Below are 16,593 nucleotides of genomic sequence, written 5' to 3'. Positions count from 1 at the left end.
AGCCTAACCAGTCCTGAGCTGCCCGGAAACACTTGTCGTGATAAGGGTGGGCGATGTATTGCTAAATCGTCACTTATGCGACGTCACCATGACGAAAAACCCGGTACATAGGGAAACGACAGCGATTCGTAATAATTGAGCGAATGCGCTGGAGGTGCGTACCCGGTCGGAAGAGGCAGGCCGGAAGCGTTTTGAAAGTAGGCGACGCAGGCATCCCGCCACCACTGCGCTTCCTTTTCCTGGATGGCAAGGAAGGTGGCAACCTGGTGGTAGCGTTCTGCGTCGATATAGCCCTCCAATTGGCTCCACGTTTCGCGCATCTGCTTTATGTCATCGACACCTTGCGTGTAATGCGATATCAGTTCGGACCACAGCGTCTGGCCGGAACGCATGCGGTAATCCCACGGGACGTGATGGAAATAGAGCAGATACTGCTCAGGCGTTTGTTTGATATCGTTGAACTGCGCAGCAAGCGCAGGTGCATACTGCGCCACGGCATCGCTGCCTGTACGGGTGCGATCAAAACCGATGCCAAGACGATCCGCGTGGTGGTAGTAGACAGGTCGCCAATCCGCTTGTGATTCGCTGGCGTCCCACGGCGCAGGGCCGTAGTGATGACCAGGCCCCATCAGATGCAGCAGCCCAAGCGGGGTCATGTAATCCACGGCTGCTTCGCGCGAACCCATCATCATGTCGACCACGGGTTTGACGAAGGCTTCGTTGTTGCTGAAAGTCATTCGCACCCATTCCTCGGCGATAACGCGTGAGGATAAAGTCGGATTCCAGGCAAGCCGGCCGAACACGTACCAGTTAGCTTGATTGAAATCCGAGCCGCTCCAGTTGCGATCAGTGCCGATATTCGCCACGCCAGCCATGCCCGTCAGCGTGTGCCCTTCAAGCGAACCATCGATCACTTTGGCCACGGTGGAACCTTTGCCGTGCGCCATCGTATCGGCTGACAGTACCTCTTCGAACAATGGTCCGAGATAGACCAGGTGCGTCGCGAAACCGAGGTATTCCTTGGTGATCTCAAATTCCATCATCAACGGCGTCTTCGGCATGGCGCCGAACAGTGGATGGAAAGGCTCTCTCGGCTGGAAATCCACGGGACCATTCTTCACCTGTATGAGCACATTGGCATGAAAGCGCCCATCCAACGGCTTGAACTCGTCATACGCCTGCTTGGCGCGATCTTCCGGATTCGTCTGCGAATAGACAAAGGCTCGCCACATCACCACGCCGCCATGTGGTGCGAGTGCATCGGCAAGCATATTGGCGCCGTCAGCGTGCGTGCGTTTGTAATCTTCGGGGCCAGGCTGGCCTTCGGAATTCGCTTTGACTAGAAAACCGCCGAAATCCGGAATCCGCTTGTAGATCTCATCCGCCTTTGCACGCCACCAGGCTTGCACTTGCGGGTCGAGCGGGTCCGCTGTTTTCAAGCCACCTATCTCCATCGGTGCGCTGAAGCGGATACTCAGATACACGCGGATGCCATAAGGTCGAAACACATCGGCTAGTGCCGCGACCTTTTCCAGATAGACGGGCGTGAGGATCGTGGCGCCTGCGTTGACGTTGTCGAGTACTGTGCCATTGATGCCGATCGAGGCGTTGGCGCGCGCATAGTCGGTGTAACGAGGGTCACGCCAGTCCGGCAATTTCCACCAATCCCAGATCGAAGCGCCCGCATAGCCGCGTTCGACCTGGCCGTTGAGATAATCCCAGTGATTGAGCACGCGCAGTTTCACGCGTGGTGATTCGTGCAGATCGAGATGGTCGATCGGCCGCCCGGTCTGCAGCAGACGCAGGAAGTGAAAGGCACCATACAGCGCGCCGATATCTTCACGACCTGCAATAACGGTTGCCGCGTGGCCATCCACGACGACACTGCGAATCAGATAGCTCTCGTTTCCCAGGCTTTGAGTGTTGAGGGAAAGGCGGGCGATCAGTGCGGATGATGCGGGTGTGCCGACGATGATGGCGCCATCGCGGGTAACGGTATCCGACAGCGATATGTCGCGACCTAGCAACCCGTTCAAACCGCGCTGCAATTCGCTACGAGTAGCACTTTGGGTCGAAGTGGCATGGCCAATGATCAGCTCGGAGGCATGATCCTGGTAAAGCTTTGCTTGTTCGGGCGCGAGCAGGCGGTAGCGCAGCCACAGGTCATAACCATCTTCGGCACGTGTGGGCGCTGCGCATAGCAGCGTGATCAGCATCAGAAAGAGCGTTACCCATGCGCGCAAGAAGGCGTTCATGACTGATCCAATGACGCGTTGTCGAAGAGGTCGCTTTGTGCAATGAAGCTGTCCCGATCCACGAATCCAGAAAGCCCAACACCCACAAGTCGATAGCGGGTATCGGGGGGGCGTTCCACGCGCTCGCGCAATGCGCAGGCCACGTTGGCCAGCTCGCTCGCCGAGCGCGGGTGCAGGGATGGCGTAAGGCTGCGGGTAAGGGTGTGAAAATCGGCAGTCTTCAGTTTCAGCACAATGGTGCGCGCGATACGACCTCGCTGCGCTTCCCGTTGATGCGCCGCCCAGGTTTTCTCCGCCAGATAGCGAATGTGCGGTTCGAGTTCGTCCAACGTGAGATCGTGCTCGAACGTATCTTCGGATGACACCTGCAAGGTGAGCTGGTTGGGTTGCACTGCATGATCGTCGATACCCAGCGAAAGCTCATGCAGGCGACGCCCCCAGCGACCGAAGCGTTGTTCCAATTCGAGCAGCTGTAATGCACGCAAATCGCCCACCGTCTTGATGCTGAGTGCTTCCAGCCTCGCATCCATCACCTTGCCCACGCCGGGCAGACGGCCCACCGGCAGCGGTGCGAGAAAGGCGAGCACCTGATGCGGGCGAATCACGAACAAGCCGTCGGGCTTGTTCCAGTCCGAAGCAATCTTGGCGAGAAACTTGTTCGGTGCCACGCCCGCTGAAGCGGTGAGTTGGGTTTCTTCGCGAATGGCCGTGCGTATGGCCTCCGCGGTGGCGGTGGCGGAAGGCAGGTTTGTCTTTGTTTCCGTGACGTCGAGATAGGCTTCGTCCAGCGAAAGCGGTTCGATCAAATCTGTATGCCGCGCAAAGATCTCGCGCACGTGCCGTGAGGCGGCTTTATAGCGCACGAAATCCGGCGGTACGAAGATCGCTTGCGGACACAGCCGCCCCGCACGCACTGCCGGCATGGCTGAGCGCACGCCGAACTTGCGCGCTTCGTAACTCGCGGCGCACACCACCGAGCGCGCGCCACGCCAGGCGACCACCACCGGTTTGCCACGCAATGACGGATCGTCACGCTGCTCCACGGACGCGTAGAACGCATCCATGTCGACGTGAAGGATTTTGCGCGTGGGTAAGGACACAGTAATGGGTAGGGTAGGTCAGTGCCTAAAGGATGCTCTGGTTGGTGGCTCGGTATCAACGAACTTGAACGGCTTGTCTACCCAATCCAGCGGATTGTCTGCTCATTCCTACCATGGGGATTGAGCACGGCGAGTGCACCCACAGATCAGGAACACTTGCCGTTCGTCGGCTCGGAATGAACGGGTTTTCTTGCAAAGGAGTAATTCATGAAGATTTTGATGGTGCTGACATCGCACGACCAGTTGGGCAATACCGGCCATAAAACCGGGTTCTGGCTGGAGGAATTCGCTGTGCCGTACTACGCGTTCAAGGACGCTGGTGCGCAGATCGTGCTTGCCTCGCCTAAGGGTGGCCAGCCGCCGCTTGATCCCAAGAGCGACGCGCCCGATGCGCAGACTGAAGCGACTCGGCGCTTCCGTGCTGACGCCACTGCGACGGCCGCGCTAGCGTCTACGCTCAAGCTTGCTGGAGCGGCCAAGGGCGAGTACGACGCCGTTTTCTATCCGGGCGGTCATGGGCCGCTGTGGGACTTGGCGGAGGATAAGGATTCGATTCGCTTGATTGAGCGTACCTATGCGGCGGGCAAGCCGGTGGGTGCGGTGTGCCATGCGCCGGCAGTGTTTCGTCACACTAAGCGCGATGATGGTCAGCCGCTGGTGCACGGCAAATCTGTCACTGGCTTCACCAATAGCGAGGAGGCGGCAGTGGGCTTGACCAACATCGTGCCGTTCCTGGTTGAAGACATGCTCAAGGCCAACGGTGGACACTATTCGAGCAAGGCCGACTGGCAGGCTTATGCCATCACCGATGGCAATCTGGTCACTGGGCAGAATCCGGCGTCGTCGGAGGATGCTGCAAAGGCAGTGCTGACGTTGCTACGTGCCTGAGCATGTAGGTTGCGACATACAGTTCCCTCCCCTACGTGCAGTAGGGGAGGGGGCACATCATGATGTGTTGAACTTCGACGCTAAGAAGCGAGGTGAGCGAAATTCGCCTCACCCCAGCCGACGCGCCTCGCTCGGAAGACTTTGCAGACGCTCAACAAGAAGCTGTGCGAATCGTTCGGCCGCTTCGGGTCTACCCGTTAGGAACAGCGACGGTTCGATTACTTCCAGTTCCATCACCAGGAACTGCCCGTTCGCCACCACACCATCGACTCGCGCATAAGCCAAATCGCGATGCCCTAATGCAGCGGTGGCTGCCAGCGTCTTGCTTGCGGCTTTCACTATGTGGTCATCGGGTGTGGCTTGGTCAGTACGGCCACCATGCTGTTCCTGCACACGATAGTCGCCCGTAGTCGGACGCTTGAGTACGGCATGGCTGTAAGCGTTGTCGAAAAACATCAGCGACCATTCGCCGTGGCTCGCAATCTCCGGCACAAAGGGTTGCACCAGATAGTCGAGCTTGTTCGGCAGCTGCTCGATGGCATGCTGGAAATCGGCTGTACCCACCTTGCCCCGCACGGTATGCCACGCACCGCCGCTGACGGTCGGTTTGATGACTACGTCGTGTTCCAGCATGGGGGACAGTGTTTCCTGCAAGCTGCCACCCTGCGCAACGCGTGTCGGAATAACGGGCACGCCTTGCTGCTCTAGCTCGAGCAGATAACGTTTATCGCTGTTCCAACGCAGCGTGTGCGTATCGTTGATGGTAATGACGCCTAGTCGATCGAGCATATCGAGCCAGGCGCAGAAGGCCGTGTAGTGCTCGAAGTAATCCCAGATGGTGCGAATCAGAACTGCATCGAAAGACGTCCAATCGACGTGCGGATCGTTCCAGACGCAAACCGTCGTCTCTACCCCCAGACGGTTGAGCGTAGCTAGCAGATGAACGTCATCCTGATGGACGGTCGGGAATTGCCTGGACGAAGCAACGGCAAGGCGAAAACGAGAAACAGACATGGGAACACCTCCAAATAATTGGGGTGGGCGCCCTTGTTCATTGTGAGTGGTCGGCGACCCGAGCGTGGCGGATAGAGAGCCTGTTCAATATCCGTCGCAGCACCCCTCGGGGCCGATGCGCCAGCGTAGCGTTGGTCATGGCGCGTGACCTGCCAAGTATCGGAGGACGGATTTCGGCGTGTCAATGTGACTAGGAGCACGTGCATGGTGCGCTGCCGACGCGCCATAGGGCAAAGGTCACCGGACAGCGGACAGCGACTCGGGTTAATGTCGGCAACCATGACCGACGAAACCTCCCCATCCTCTTCGTACCTGCGCCGGCTCGGCATTTGGAGCGGCGCTGCCATTGTGGTCGGCGGCGTCATTGGCAGCGGCATTTTCCGCACACCTGCCACGGTCGCCGAGCGAACATCGTCCGGCTTGCCGTTGCTCGCGCTATGGGTACTGGGTGGTTTGCTCACATTGGCCGGCGTGCTTTGTTACGGCGAGCTCGGCGCGCGGCGTCCGCACGCAGGCGGCATTTATCTTTACTTGCGCGAAGCCTTCGGCGCGCTGCCGGCCTTTCTGTTCGGCTGGACCATGGCGCTGATCAACTACCCCGGCAGCGTGGCGGCGGTGGCCGTTACGTTTGCTGACTATGCCTGTCGAGCTGTGAGTGCGCCGGCGCTGTGGGTGAAACCGGTCGCGGTAGGCGCGATTTTCTTCATCGTCGGCGTCAACCTGTTCGGCATCCGTGCTGGTTCATTGTTGGTGAATGTTTTTACGCTGCTGAAGCTGGCAGCGATCTCCATGCTGTTGGTGGCGGGGCTGGTGCTGGCACATGGGCATCTGGGGGGCGTGCTGGCGGTGGATACTGCGCATCAGGTATCCGGTAGCGCGTGGATTGGGGCCGTATTGCCGGTGTTGTTCACCTATGGCGGCTTTCACTACTTGAACGACATGGCGGGCGAAGTGCGCGATCCGCAGCGCACCTTGCCGCGTGCGCTCACGCTGGGCCTGGTGGGCGTCGTGGTGTGCTACGTCCTAGCGAATATCGCTTATCTCGTCGGCCTGGGGCATGAGGGCCTGGCTGCGAGCAAGGCGCCTGCTGCAGATCTGATGAGCCATATCTTCGGACCGCATGGCGCCACGATCATGGCCATCGGCATTGCTTGCTCTACGTTCGGGTACTGCAGCATTGCCATTGCCGGTGGTGCGCGTGTACTGCAGACGATGGGTTCGGATGGAATGTTTTTCCGCTCAGTAGGGCAGATCGATGCGCGCTGGCGTGCACCGCAAGTTGCGCTGGCGGTGTTGGGTCTATGGGCCATCGTGCTGATTCTTACCGGCACCTTCGATCAGCTGGTCAACTACACCACGGTGGGCGAATGGCTGGGTCATGCGTTTGGCATCGCCACGTTGTTCTGGTATCGGCGCCAATTTGGGGCGCAGAGCTCGCCTTATCGCGTGCCGCTGTATCCCGTGCTGCCGTTCGTATTCGTATGCACGGTGCTTGGCGTGATCATCGCCACGGTAATTGATACGCCGCGTGATGCTGGCATGAGCCTGGTGATCATCGCGTTTGGCGTGCCCGTATATGCGATGTGGCGTAGGTGGGGCAAGCAGCGCGCGAGTGCATAGGCTGGGATGGCGATCTCAGTGCATACATTGCAATGCTGGGATTATCATCCCAGCCTACTCACTGGCTCACGTCCTGTGTTGTAAGTTGCAGATGAAAACGATCACGCTATTTGCAGGCGCAGTACTGGGGGTGTTGTCGTTCGATAGCACTGCTGCTGATATTGCAGATCTTGCGATTTCATCTGCGTCGGCGAAAGTTCAATTGCAGCAAGTGCAGCGCATCGGCCAAGTTGAGCGCGATGCGCATGGCACGCCGTTGCAGCGTTATGCGTTTCAACCGGTAAGTCAGCCGCAGATCGTCATCACCTCTGCAGCCGGTTCATGGAATTGGGCAGGGCAGGGTGCGCTACAGATCCAGGTGCAGAACGCGATGCCTTGGGCAGTGACGCTTGAGGTGAATGTCGATGGTGCCGCCGGACAACACCTGCGTGCTGTTGTTGGTCTGCCGGCAGGTCCTGCGCAAGCCTTGGTGATTCCTTTGCACGCAACCTCGCCACGTGCATTCGGCATGCAAGCAGGCCCGCCAATGCCATTCGAGGATCGTGCGAGTGCCGTCTTCGTTGCGACAACGGTGGAAGGAGCGATCGATCTTGCGCAGGTGCGCGAGGTCCGCCTCAGCATGCCGGCGCCGCAGGCTGTCCAGCAACTTTTACTGGGCAAGATGGAAACGAGCGCGGGCGATTCGGTCTTGCAAGATGCTTATCGCAACATCGTCGATCAGTGGGGGCAGTACACGCGTGGACACTGGCCGGAAAAGATCGATAGCGATGCGGCTTTGCGCAGTGCGCACGCTCAAGAGCAGCAACGACTATTGGCGCAGTTGGCTGAGCGCCACGTCTTGGATGCTTACGGTGGCCGTCAGAACATCGCATTGACGCGCACTGGTTGGTTCCACACGCAAAAGGCGAATGGCCGTTGGTGGCTGGTAACGCCGGATGGGCATGCGTTCTTTTCGCTGGGTATCAACACAGTGACCGCCGCCGACACGCGCACCTATGTACAGGGGCGCGAATACATGTTCGCGGATCTGCCGCCGGATCAATCGCCGTGGAGCGCCTTCTACGGTTCCAGCGATAGCCGCGACGCCGAGCGGGGTGCGAGTGCGGGTATCGGTGCGAATAACGGCCGCTGGTTTGACTTCTATGCGGCGAATCTCTATCGCTTAGATGGTTCAAATGGGCTGCCCGATTGGCGCAAGCGCACGCTCGATCGGCTGCAAGCTTGGGGTTTCAACACGCTCGGCAATTGGAGTGACGATGCGCTGGGCAAGCTGCACCGCGTGGCCTATACCTTGCCGATCTACATCAACGGCGAGTTCGGCAATGTCTCCAGCGGCTTCGATTATTGGGGACGCATGCCCGATCCGTTCGATCCGCGCTTCGTGCAAGCAGTCGAGCACGCTGTTGCGAATGCGGCCGCGTCGTCGCACGACGATCCTTGGCTGCTCGGCTACTTTGCCGATAACGAACTGGCGTGGGCAGGACAAGGGCCGCAAGGACGCTGGGGCTTGGCGATGGGCACGTTGTGCGGCGAAGCGCGCAGTGCGGCCAAGCAGGCGTTTATCGCCACATTGAAGAAGAAATACGGTGCAGCCTCGAAGCTGGCTTCCGCATGGGGCATCACGCTTGGCGATTGGTCTGCGTTAGACGCCACGAATTTTCCTGCGCCAGAACCCAATGCAGCGCACCCCGCCATCGCCGAAGATTACAGTGCGTGGTTACGTCACTATGCCGATCAATACTTCAGCGTCGTCGCAGCAGCCATGCATCGCCACGATCCGCATCATCTTTTCCTGGGTGGACGCTTTGCGGTGAATACGCCGGAAGCCGTAGCGGCGTGTGCACAGTATTGCGACGTGATCAGCTTCAACGTCTATGCGGATCTGCCGCAGCATGGTGTTGATCTCAACGCCATACACAAGCTCGACAAGCCGGTGCTGATCACCGAGTTCCATTTTGGTTCGTATGATCGCGGACCGTTCGGCAAGGGTGTTGTTTCAGTGTGGGCAGAGGAGCAGCGCGGTGCGGCGTATGCGCGCTTCGTGCAGGCTGCAGCGAGCGATCCGGCAATCGTGGGTACGCATTGGTTCGAGTACGTCGATCAGCCGGTGACGGGGAGGTTGATCGATGGGGAGAACAGCCATATCGGGTTGGTGGGGGTGACCGATATTCCGTTTGCGGGATTTGTCGATGCTGTGCAAAAAGCGAATCTTGGTTTGCGCTATTGAGGCGCATTGCTCAGTGATGCTTGTTGCTTAGGATTCGTCGTCCCGGCGAAGGCCGGGATCCAGTGTCTTTCGCTTTAAGTCGCTGGGCCCCGGCCTTCGCCGGGGCGACGATCTATCAAGTATTGCGGCGAGGTTGGCCCCTCACCCCAATCCTCTCCCCCATCCTTGATCAAAGATGGGGGAGAGGGAGCGTGGAGCGATCAATAACGATAATGATCCGGCTTGTACGGCCCTTCCACCGGTACGCCGATGTACGCAGCCTGTTCCGGTGTCAGCTTGGTGAGCTTCACGCCGATCTGTTCAAGATGCAGACGCGCCACTTCTTCGTCCAACTTCTTGGGTAGGCGATAGACCGTCTTCTCATACGTGTCTTTGTTCGCCCACAGATCGATCTGCGCCAGCGTCTGGTTGCTGAAGCTGTTGGACATCACGAAGCTCGGATGGCCGTGCGCGCAACCCAGGTTCACCAGGCGACCTTCAGCCAGCATGTAGATGCTGCGACCCGTCTTACCGAAGGTGTAGCGATCCACCTGCGGCTTGATGGTCTCGCGCGTCACGTCCTTCGCACCGTTCAAGCGATCCATCTGGATCTCGTTGTCGAAGTGGCCGATGTTGCACACCAGGGCGTTGTTCTTCATCGCCGCCATGTGTTCCAGCGTGATGATGTCCTTGTTGCCGGTGGTGGTGACGTAGATGTCGCCGATGCCGAGCGTGTCTTCCACGGTCGTGACCTGGAAGCCTTCCATCGCCGCCTGCAGCGCATTGATGGGGTCGATCTCGGTCACGATCACACGCGCGCCGAAGCCCTTCAGCGAATGTGCGCAACCCTTGCCCACGTCACCGTAGCCGCACACCACGGCGACCTTGCCGGCGACCATCAAGTCGGTGGCGCGCTTGATACCGTCGGCCAGCGATTCGCGGCAGCCGTACAGGTTGTCGAACTTGCTCTTGGTGACCGAGTCGTTGACGTTGATGGCCGGCACCAACAGCTTGCCGGCTTCCATCATCTGATACAGACGATGCACACCAGTGGTGGTTTCTTCGGAAACACCCTTCCAGTCGGCGGCGACTTTCTTCCAGAAACCGGGGCGCTCTTTGGCGGTGCGCTTGAGCAGATCCTTGATGACCTGTTCTTCGTGATTGCCGCTGGGTGTGTTGACCCAGTTGTCACCGTTTTCCATGTCCACGCCCTTGTGGATCAGCAGCGTGGCGTCGCCGCCGTCGTCGACGATCAGCTCGGGACCCTTCATGCCGGGGTGGGTGAGCATGTCGAGCGTGCAGTCCCAGTACTCCTCCAGCGTTTCGCCCTTCCAGGCGAACACCGGGATACCGGCCGCGGCCACGGCCGCAGCGCAATCGTCCTGGGTGGAGAAGATGTTGCAGGAAGCCCAGCGTACCGAGGCACCGAGGGCGCTGAGCGTCTCGATCAGCACTGCCGTTTCCTTGGTCATGTGCAGCGAGCCGGACAGGCGCACACCCTTGAGCGGCTTGGCGGCTGAGTGGCGCGCGCGGATGGCCATCAAGCCAGGCATTTCCTCTTCGGCCATGCGGATGCGGCGGCGGCCGAGATCGGCCAGCGAAATGTCGCGGACCTTGTAGTCGTGTGTAGCGGAATCGTTGGTGACAGCGTTCATGGGAGGGATGTCTCCGAGTCTCATGGGGAAAACCCGGCCCGGAAGGCCAGGCCGACGCGACAATTCGCGTCATGAGCGCCGTTACAGTCGAAGCATCCACCGAGCCTGGCCGTGCATTCCCACGGTCGCAGCGCCCCTCGGCGAAGACGCCCATTCTATCCATAGAACGTTCCTTATGACGAATGGATTGCCGCAGTGCCGCATAAATTCGGTAGGCTAGGGAACTGACCCAACGGAGGCCCCATGGAAGCTACTCGCGACCCCGAATTCCTGCCCCACGACGGCCCGCTGCGCGAAGACGTGCACCGGCTCGGCGCGATGGTGGGACGCATGTTGGCCGAACAGGGGGGCGAGGGATTTTTCCAGCGCGTGGAGCAGGTACGTACCGCTTCCATTCGCCGTCGTCGCGAGGGGCACGCCGCGGACGATCTGGCCGAATCGTTGGCTGGGTTAGATGCTGAAGAAGCGGAAGCGCTGGCTCGCGCGTTCGCTACGTATTTTCAGGCCGTGAACACCGCCGAGCGAGTGCATCGCATCCGCCGTCGTCGCGACTATCAGCGCGAAAGCGGCACCGCACAGCCGGAATCGCTGCTCGATGTGCTGCAGCACCTGAAAGCGCAAGGCGTAAGCGCCGATGAATTGCTGCAATGGCTATACAAGCTGAAAGTCGAGCCCGTATTCACTGCGCATCCCACTGAAGCGATACGCCGCTCGCTGCTTGAAAAGGAACAGGCAGTTGTGCGCGCCCTGGTCGACAACTTCGACCCCACCCGCACGCCGCAAGAACGCAAGGAAGACGATGACCGCATCTTCATGGCGCTTTCCGCCGGCTGGCAGACGGCCGAAGCGTCGCCAATCCGTCCCAGCGTGCAGGACGAGCATCATCACGTTGGCTTTTATCTTGCCAATCCGATCTACCGCATCGTGCCGGCGTTCTACGAACTGCTCGCCGATGCGTTGCAGGAGGTGTACGGAGTTGCCGTGCCGTTGCCGCGCCTGCTGAGTTTCGCCACCTGGGTGGGCGGCGACATGGACGGCAATCCAAACGTCGGCGCCGAGACTATCGCCAATAGCCTCGCTACGCAGCGTGCACACGTGTTGGAGCATTACATCGCCGACGTCGATGGACTCGCGCGGCAGCTCAGTCAGACGGCCGATCGCGTGCAGTTCGAAGCGTCGTTGCTGAAGCGACTGGCCGATTATCGCGAACAATTTCCGCGTGCTGCAGCGACGATTCGCCCGCGGCATGCGGATATGCCTTATCGCTGCTTGCTCACCTTGATTGGTGCGCGTCTTGAAGCGACGCTGGATGATGGCAATGAAGAAGGCTATCACTCCGCCGAGGAATTGCTCGACGATCTGCTGCTGATCGTGCATGGCTTGATCGATCATCGCGGTCTCAACGCAGGTGCGTATGCCGTGCGCCGCCTGATCTGGCGTGTGCGCACCTTCGGCTTCCACATGGCGCGCTTGGACGTGCGCCAGGATTCGCGTGTGCATGACGATGCTCTCGCTGCATTGTTGCGCGATGAAAGCTGGACTCAACGTGCACCGGCGGAACGCATTACTGCACTACGTTCCTATGCGAGTGGCGAGCGGGCGCTGGAAAAAACCGACGATGCGCAAGCCGCATCGCTGCAAGCGGTGTTCGCGACACTGCATGAATCCCGTCAACGCTACGGCGTCAACGCGATTGGCCTGTACATCATCAGTATGGCGCGCTCTGCTGCAGACGTGCTGGCGGTGCTGGCGTTGGCGCGATATGGCGGCTTCACGTCAGCAGAGCATGTGCCGCTCGACATTGCGCCGCTGTTCGAAACCGTCGACGACTTGAAGAACGCGCCCAGCACGCTGCGCGCTTTGCTCGATGACCCGGTTTATCGCGCACACCTGCGCGTGCGTGACGATTGCCAATGGGTCATGCTCGGTTATTCCGACAGCGGAAAGGACGGCGGCACCCTGGCCTCGCGTTGGGGCCTGCAGCGTGCGCAGGTGGAATTGCTTGAGGTGGCGCAGCAGGCCGGCATCCGTCTGGCGTTCTTCCACGGCCGCGGCGGTTCGGCCAGCCGCGGCGGTGCACGTATTACGCCAGCGCTGATGTCGTCGCCGCGCGGTTCGGTAAGCGGCATCCTGCGTGTGACCGAGCAGGGCGAAGTGATCCATCGCAAATACGGTATTCGCGCGCTGGCATTGCGCAATCTGGAGCAGACCGTGGGCGCAGTGATGCGTGCCAGCATGCGTCCACGCGATGAAGAAGCACGCGAAGCGAATTGGCGCGACATCATGACTGCCATGGCCGCGGAAAGCCGGCGTGCCTATCGCGCCTTCGTCGACCGCGAAGGCTTCGTCGACTATTTTCGCGCAGCCACACCGATCGACGTGATCGAACAGATGGCGCTCGGCTCACGTCCTTCACGCCGACGCAGCATGCGCGGCGTGGAAGACCTGCGTGCCATTCCATGGGTGTTCGCCTGGACGCAGTGTCGCTCGATCATCACCGGCTGGTACGGTCTGGGCACTGCGCTCGAAGATGCCGCCGCAAAGCATGGCGAAGAGACATTGCAGGAAATGGCGCGTGATTGGCCGTTCTTCGCCAATGCACTCGATGACGTTGAAATGGTGCTGGCCAAGTGCGATCTCGATATCGCCGATGCGTTCTCCAAGCTAGCGGGTCCTTTGCACGACACCTTCTTTGGCATGATTCGCGAAGAATTCGAACGTACCCGTCGCTGGCTGCTTAAGTTGAAGCACAGCGAGGAGCTGTTGCGCGACGATCCGCGTCTCTCGCTTTCAATACGCCTGCGCAATCCTTATGTTGATCCGATGAGCTTGCTGCAGGTCGATCTATTGCAGCGTTGGCGCGCTAGTGATCGCAGCGACGATCATCTGCTGCGTTCGCTGGTGGCATGTGTCAACGGTGTCGCGCAGGGTTTGCAAAATACTGGCTAACTTCACAGGCCTCGTAGGTTGGGATGAAATCCAAGCATCGGATGATGCAGTGAATGCTGGGATTTCATCCCACTCGTTTCGCCAGCAGTGTTGAATAAGTCAACGCATCCCTGAATTTTCAGGTCGTCATTACCGCTTCTGCGGGAATTGTGGCGGCAGATTAGGAATTTTCTCTTCCAACGGAAAATGCAGATGGACCAACCTCTTTACACTCGACGTCGCCTCGGCGCGCTACCACTGCTGATTTTCAGCTCTCGCTGGCTGCAATTGCCGCTGTATGTCGGCCTGATCGTGGCGCAATGTGTCTATGTGTATCTGTTCGGCAAGGAGCTGTGGCACCTGATTCACGAAGCGCCGAGCCTGGGCGAGCAGGAGATCATGCTGATCGTGCTTGGTCTGATCGACGTGGTGATGATTTCGAACTTGCTGATCATGGTGATCGTAGGCGGTTACGAGACCTTTGTGTCGCGGCTGGGCTTGGAAGGTCATCCGGATCAACCGGAATGGCTTTCACACGTGAATGCATCCATGCTGAAGGTGAAACTGGCGATGGCGATCATCGGCATTTCATCCATTCACTTGCTCAAGACGTTCATCGCAGCAGGTACTTTGAACGGCTTGCCATTCTGTTCGCCGGAGGTGCTTGCCAGCATTGCGCAGGCGGATGAAGCCGGCAGTGTACTCAAGTGCGCCACGCTGACACCGGTGGGTGTAATGTGGCAAACCATCATCCATGTGGCCTTTATTTTTTCAGCGATCGGTATTGCCTGGACGGATCGCATCATGCACGCGCATATGGCGAAGATCACTGAGGAACATTGATCATAGGTTGGGGTGCAAACCCCAACTTCCCGATCAAGACATACATGGCGATGTTGGGGTTTGCACCCCAATCTGCGGCTAGCCTTCCAACTCCGCCCATCGCGCATAGGCCAATTCCAGCTCCGCCTGTGCTTTTGCGAGCGCGTCATTCGCCTTCTGAATCGACGAGTTGTCCTGCTGATAGAACGAAGGATCGTTCATTGCTTCGGCGCGCTTTGCGATCTCGACTTCTAATTGCTCGATGCGTGCAGGCAATTGTTCCAGTTCGCGCGCATCCTTGTAGCTGAGTTTGCGCTTGGGTTTTTCGCTGCTCGTTGCAATCGTGGGTGTCTCAGCCTTGGTTGGCTTTGACGTGGGCGAAGGCGCTTCAGCGGAAGCGCGATCTACCGGCTTCTGCCGCAGCCAATCGCTGTAGCCGCCCACGTATTCGCCTACCTTGCCGTCGCCTTCCAGCACCAGCGTGCTGGAGACCACGTTGTCGAGAAATTCGCGATCATGTGAAACGAGCAGAAGCGTGCCTTTGTACTCGGTAAGCAGTTCTTCCAACAGCTCGAGTGTTTCCACGTCGAGATCATTGGTTGGTTCGTCCATGACCAGTAAATTAGATGGCTGCGCGAACAGCTTGGCCAACAGCAGGCGATTACGTTCGCCGCCAGAAAGTCGCGTGATGGGTGCGCGGGCGCGTTCGGGCGAAAAAAGAAAATCCTGCAGATAACCGATGATGTGTTTGCGCTGCCCGTTGAGCTCGATGTATTCGCGGCCTTCCGCGACGTTGTCCAGCGCGTTTAGCGTGTCGTTGAGCTGTGCGCGATGCTGATCGAAGTAGGCGATCTCCAATCCGGTTCCCAGATTGACCTCACCGCGTTGCGGTTTCAGGTCGCCAAGCAGGATTTTCAGCAGCGTGCTCTTGCCCGCACCATTCGGACCGATGATGCCGACGCGGTCGCCGCGCATGATCGCGGTGTTGAGTTCGTCGATCAGCACGCGTCCACCATAAGCTTGATGCACGCGTTCGAGTTCGATGACTTTTTTGCCAGAGGCCTGTGCGTTGGCCAGCGACATTTTCGCGGCGCCACCGAGTTCGCGCCGTTCCGAGCGTTCGCGGCGTAGCGCTTTCAACGCACGCACGCGACCTTCGTTGCGGGTGCGGCGCGCCTTGATGCCCTGGCGAATCCATACTTCTTCTTGCGCGAGTTTCTTGTCGAATAGCGCATTCGCTTGCGCTTCGGCATGCAGTCGTTCTTCGCGGCGGCGCAGGTAATTGTCGTAATCGCCTGGCCAACTGGTGAGCTGGCCACGATCGATTTCGACGATACGCGTAGCGAGCGTACGCAGAAAACTACGGTCATGCGTGACGAAGACGATGCTGCCGTCGAACTGCTTGAGAAAGCCTTCAAGCCAGCCGATGGCTTCGATATCCAAGTGGTTGGTCGGTTCGTCCAACAGCAGCACATCCGGCTTGCGCACCAAGGCTTGTGCAAGCAAGACACGACGCTTCATGCCGCCAGACAGCGCAGCGAAATCGGTTTCGGCAGGAAGCTCAAGTTTCGTCAGAACGTCAGTGACGCGGCGATCCAGATCCCAACCATGCCGCGCTTCAATTTGGTTTTGCACTTCGCCGAGTTCGTCGAGCTGACCTTCGGCGAGCAGATGGTGATAGCGCGCAAGCAGGTGGCCGAGATCACCCAGTCCATCCGCGACCACGTCGAACACGCTGCCTGACGTATCTTGCGGCACTTCTTGCGCCATGCGCGCAACAACCACACCGCTTTGCACACGCACTTCACCGTCGTCGGGCTGCAATTCCCCGGCGATCAATTTCATGAGAGTGGACTTGCCTTCGCCGTTGCGACCGACGATGCACACGCGCTCGTTGGCGTCGATGGCTAGGTCGACGTGTTCGAGCAGAAGGGGGCCGCCGACGCTGAAGTCGACACGCTGGAGTTGGATAAGAGGCATGGCGCCATTCTACTGGCTCGCTCTTTGCTTTCCTTGTCCTGTTCGACTGAAAGGTTGCCTTAAAGAAGCAGGCGCCAAATGTCGATAAAGCACTGAACCGATCGTCACGCACGTTTAACGAAATT

At 59.1% G+C, this 16,593-nt stretch carries 10 protein-coding genes and 2 riboswitches; of the genes, 5 read left to right on the top strand and 5 right to left on the bottom strand.

Going from position 1 to position 16,593, the window contains the following annotated elements; genetic code table 11:
* Nucleotides 1-83 precede the first annotated feature (83 nt).
* Together QQJ86_RS08035 and dinB are read right to left on the bottom strand one after the other, a co-directional pair.
* Complete coding sequence (locus tag QQJ86_RS08035; protein ID WP_284320386.1) at nucleotides 84-2,255, bottom strand: alpha-glucuronidase family glycosyl hydrolase; 2,172 nt, start codon at nucleotides 2,253-2,255, stop codon at nucleotides 84-86.
* Entirely contained in the window at nucleotides 2,252-3,355 is a 1,104-nt protein-coding gene (dinB, locus tag QQJ86_RS08030; protein WP_284320385.1) for a DNA polymerase IV, read from the bottom strand. Before dinB ends, QQJ86_RS08035 begins: the two co-directional genes overlap by 4 nt.
* 207 nt (nucleotides 3,356-3,562) lie before the next feature.
* On the opposite strand from dinB, the gene QQJ86_RS08025 reads away from it, so the two are divergent.
* Nucleotides 3,563-4,243: a type 1 glutamine amidotransferase domain-containing protein gene (locus tag QQJ86_RS08025; RefSeq protein WP_284320384.1), complete on the top strand. Its 681-nt coding sequence runs from the start codon at nucleotides 3,563-3,565 to the stop codon at nucleotides 4,241-4,243.
* A gap of 108 nt (nucleotides 4,244-4,351) precedes the next feature.
* On the opposite strand, the gene QQJ86_RS08020 is transcribed toward QQJ86_RS08025, so the two are convergent.
* Entirely contained in the window at nucleotides 4,352-5,257 is a 906-nt protein-coding gene (locus QQJ86_RS08020; RefSeq protein ID WP_284320383.1) for an ATP-grasp domain-containing protein, read from the bottom strand.
* An 18-nt stretch (nucleotides 5,258-5,275) separates the two neighbouring features.
* Nucleotides 5,276-5,371, bottom strand: a riboswitch (S-adenosyl-L-homocysteine riboswitch).
* 165 nt (nucleotides 5,372-5,536) lie between these two features.
* Here QQJ86_RS08020 and QQJ86_RS08015 point away from each other — a divergent pair.
* Together QQJ86_RS08015 and QQJ86_RS08010 are read left to right on the top strand one after the other, a co-directional pair.
* Nucleotides 5,537-6,877 (top strand): APC family permease, encoded by a 1,341-nt coding sequence (locus tag QQJ86_RS08015; protein WP_284320382.1) that lies wholly within the window; start codon nucleotides 5,537-5,539, stop codon nucleotides 6,875-6,877.
* A gap of 91 nt (nucleotides 6,878-6,968) precedes the next feature.
* Nucleotides 6,969-9,104: a beta-galactosidase gene (locus tag QQJ86_RS08010; protein ID WP_284320381.1), complete on the top strand. Its 2,136-nt coding sequence runs from the start codon at nucleotides 6,969-6,971 to the stop codon at nucleotides 9,102-9,104.
* A gap of 200 nt (nucleotides 9,105-9,304) precedes the next feature.
* Here the strand turns inward: QQJ86_RS08010 and ahcY are convergent, their stop codons facing one another.
* The gene (gene ahcY, locus QQJ86_RS08005; protein ID WP_284320380.1) at nucleotides 9,305-10,738 is read right to left on the bottom strand and encodes an adenosylhomocysteinase; all 1,434 of its coding nucleotides are present in this window, start codon (nucleotides 10,736-10,738) and stop codon (nucleotides 9,305-9,307) included.
* Between the two features lie 66 nt (nucleotides 10,739-10,804).
* Nucleotides 10,805-10,883: riboswitch (S-adenosyl-L-homocysteine riboswitch) on the bottom strand.
* A gap of 98 nt (nucleotides 10,884-10,981) precedes the next feature.
* On the opposite strand from ahcY, the gene ppc reads away from it, so the two are divergent.
* Entirely contained in the window at nucleotides 10,982-13,687 is a 2,706-nt protein-coding gene (ppc, locus tag QQJ86_RS08000; RefSeq protein ID WP_284320379.1) for a phosphoenolpyruvate carboxylase, read from the top strand.
* Nucleotides 13,688-13,879: 192 nt separating this feature from the next.
* Nucleotides 13,880-14,509: a TIGR00645 family protein gene (locus tag QQJ86_RS07995; protein ID WP_284320378.1), complete on the top strand. Its 630-nt coding sequence runs from the start codon at nucleotides 13,880-13,882 to the stop codon at nucleotides 14,507-14,509.
* A gap of 78 nt (nucleotides 14,510-14,587) precedes the next feature.
* On the opposite strand, the gene QQJ86_RS07990 is transcribed toward QQJ86_RS07995, so the two are convergent.
* The gene (locus tag QQJ86_RS07990; RefSeq protein WP_284320377.1) at nucleotides 14,588-16,468 is read right to left on the bottom strand and encodes an ATP-binding cassette domain-containing protein; all 1,881 of its coding nucleotides are present in this window, start codon (nucleotides 16,466-16,468) and stop codon (nucleotides 14,588-14,590) included.
* Nucleotides 16,469-16,593: the final 125 nt, after the last annotated feature.

The organism is Dyella acidisoli (assembly GCF_030160295.1).
In the GTDB taxonomy this organism is placed as follows: Bacteria; Pseudomonadota; Gammaproteobacteria; order Xanthomonadales; family Rhodanobacteraceae; genus Dyella_B; species Dyella_B acidisoli.
This window is presented reverse-complemented; position numbering and strand designations above follow the sequence as displayed.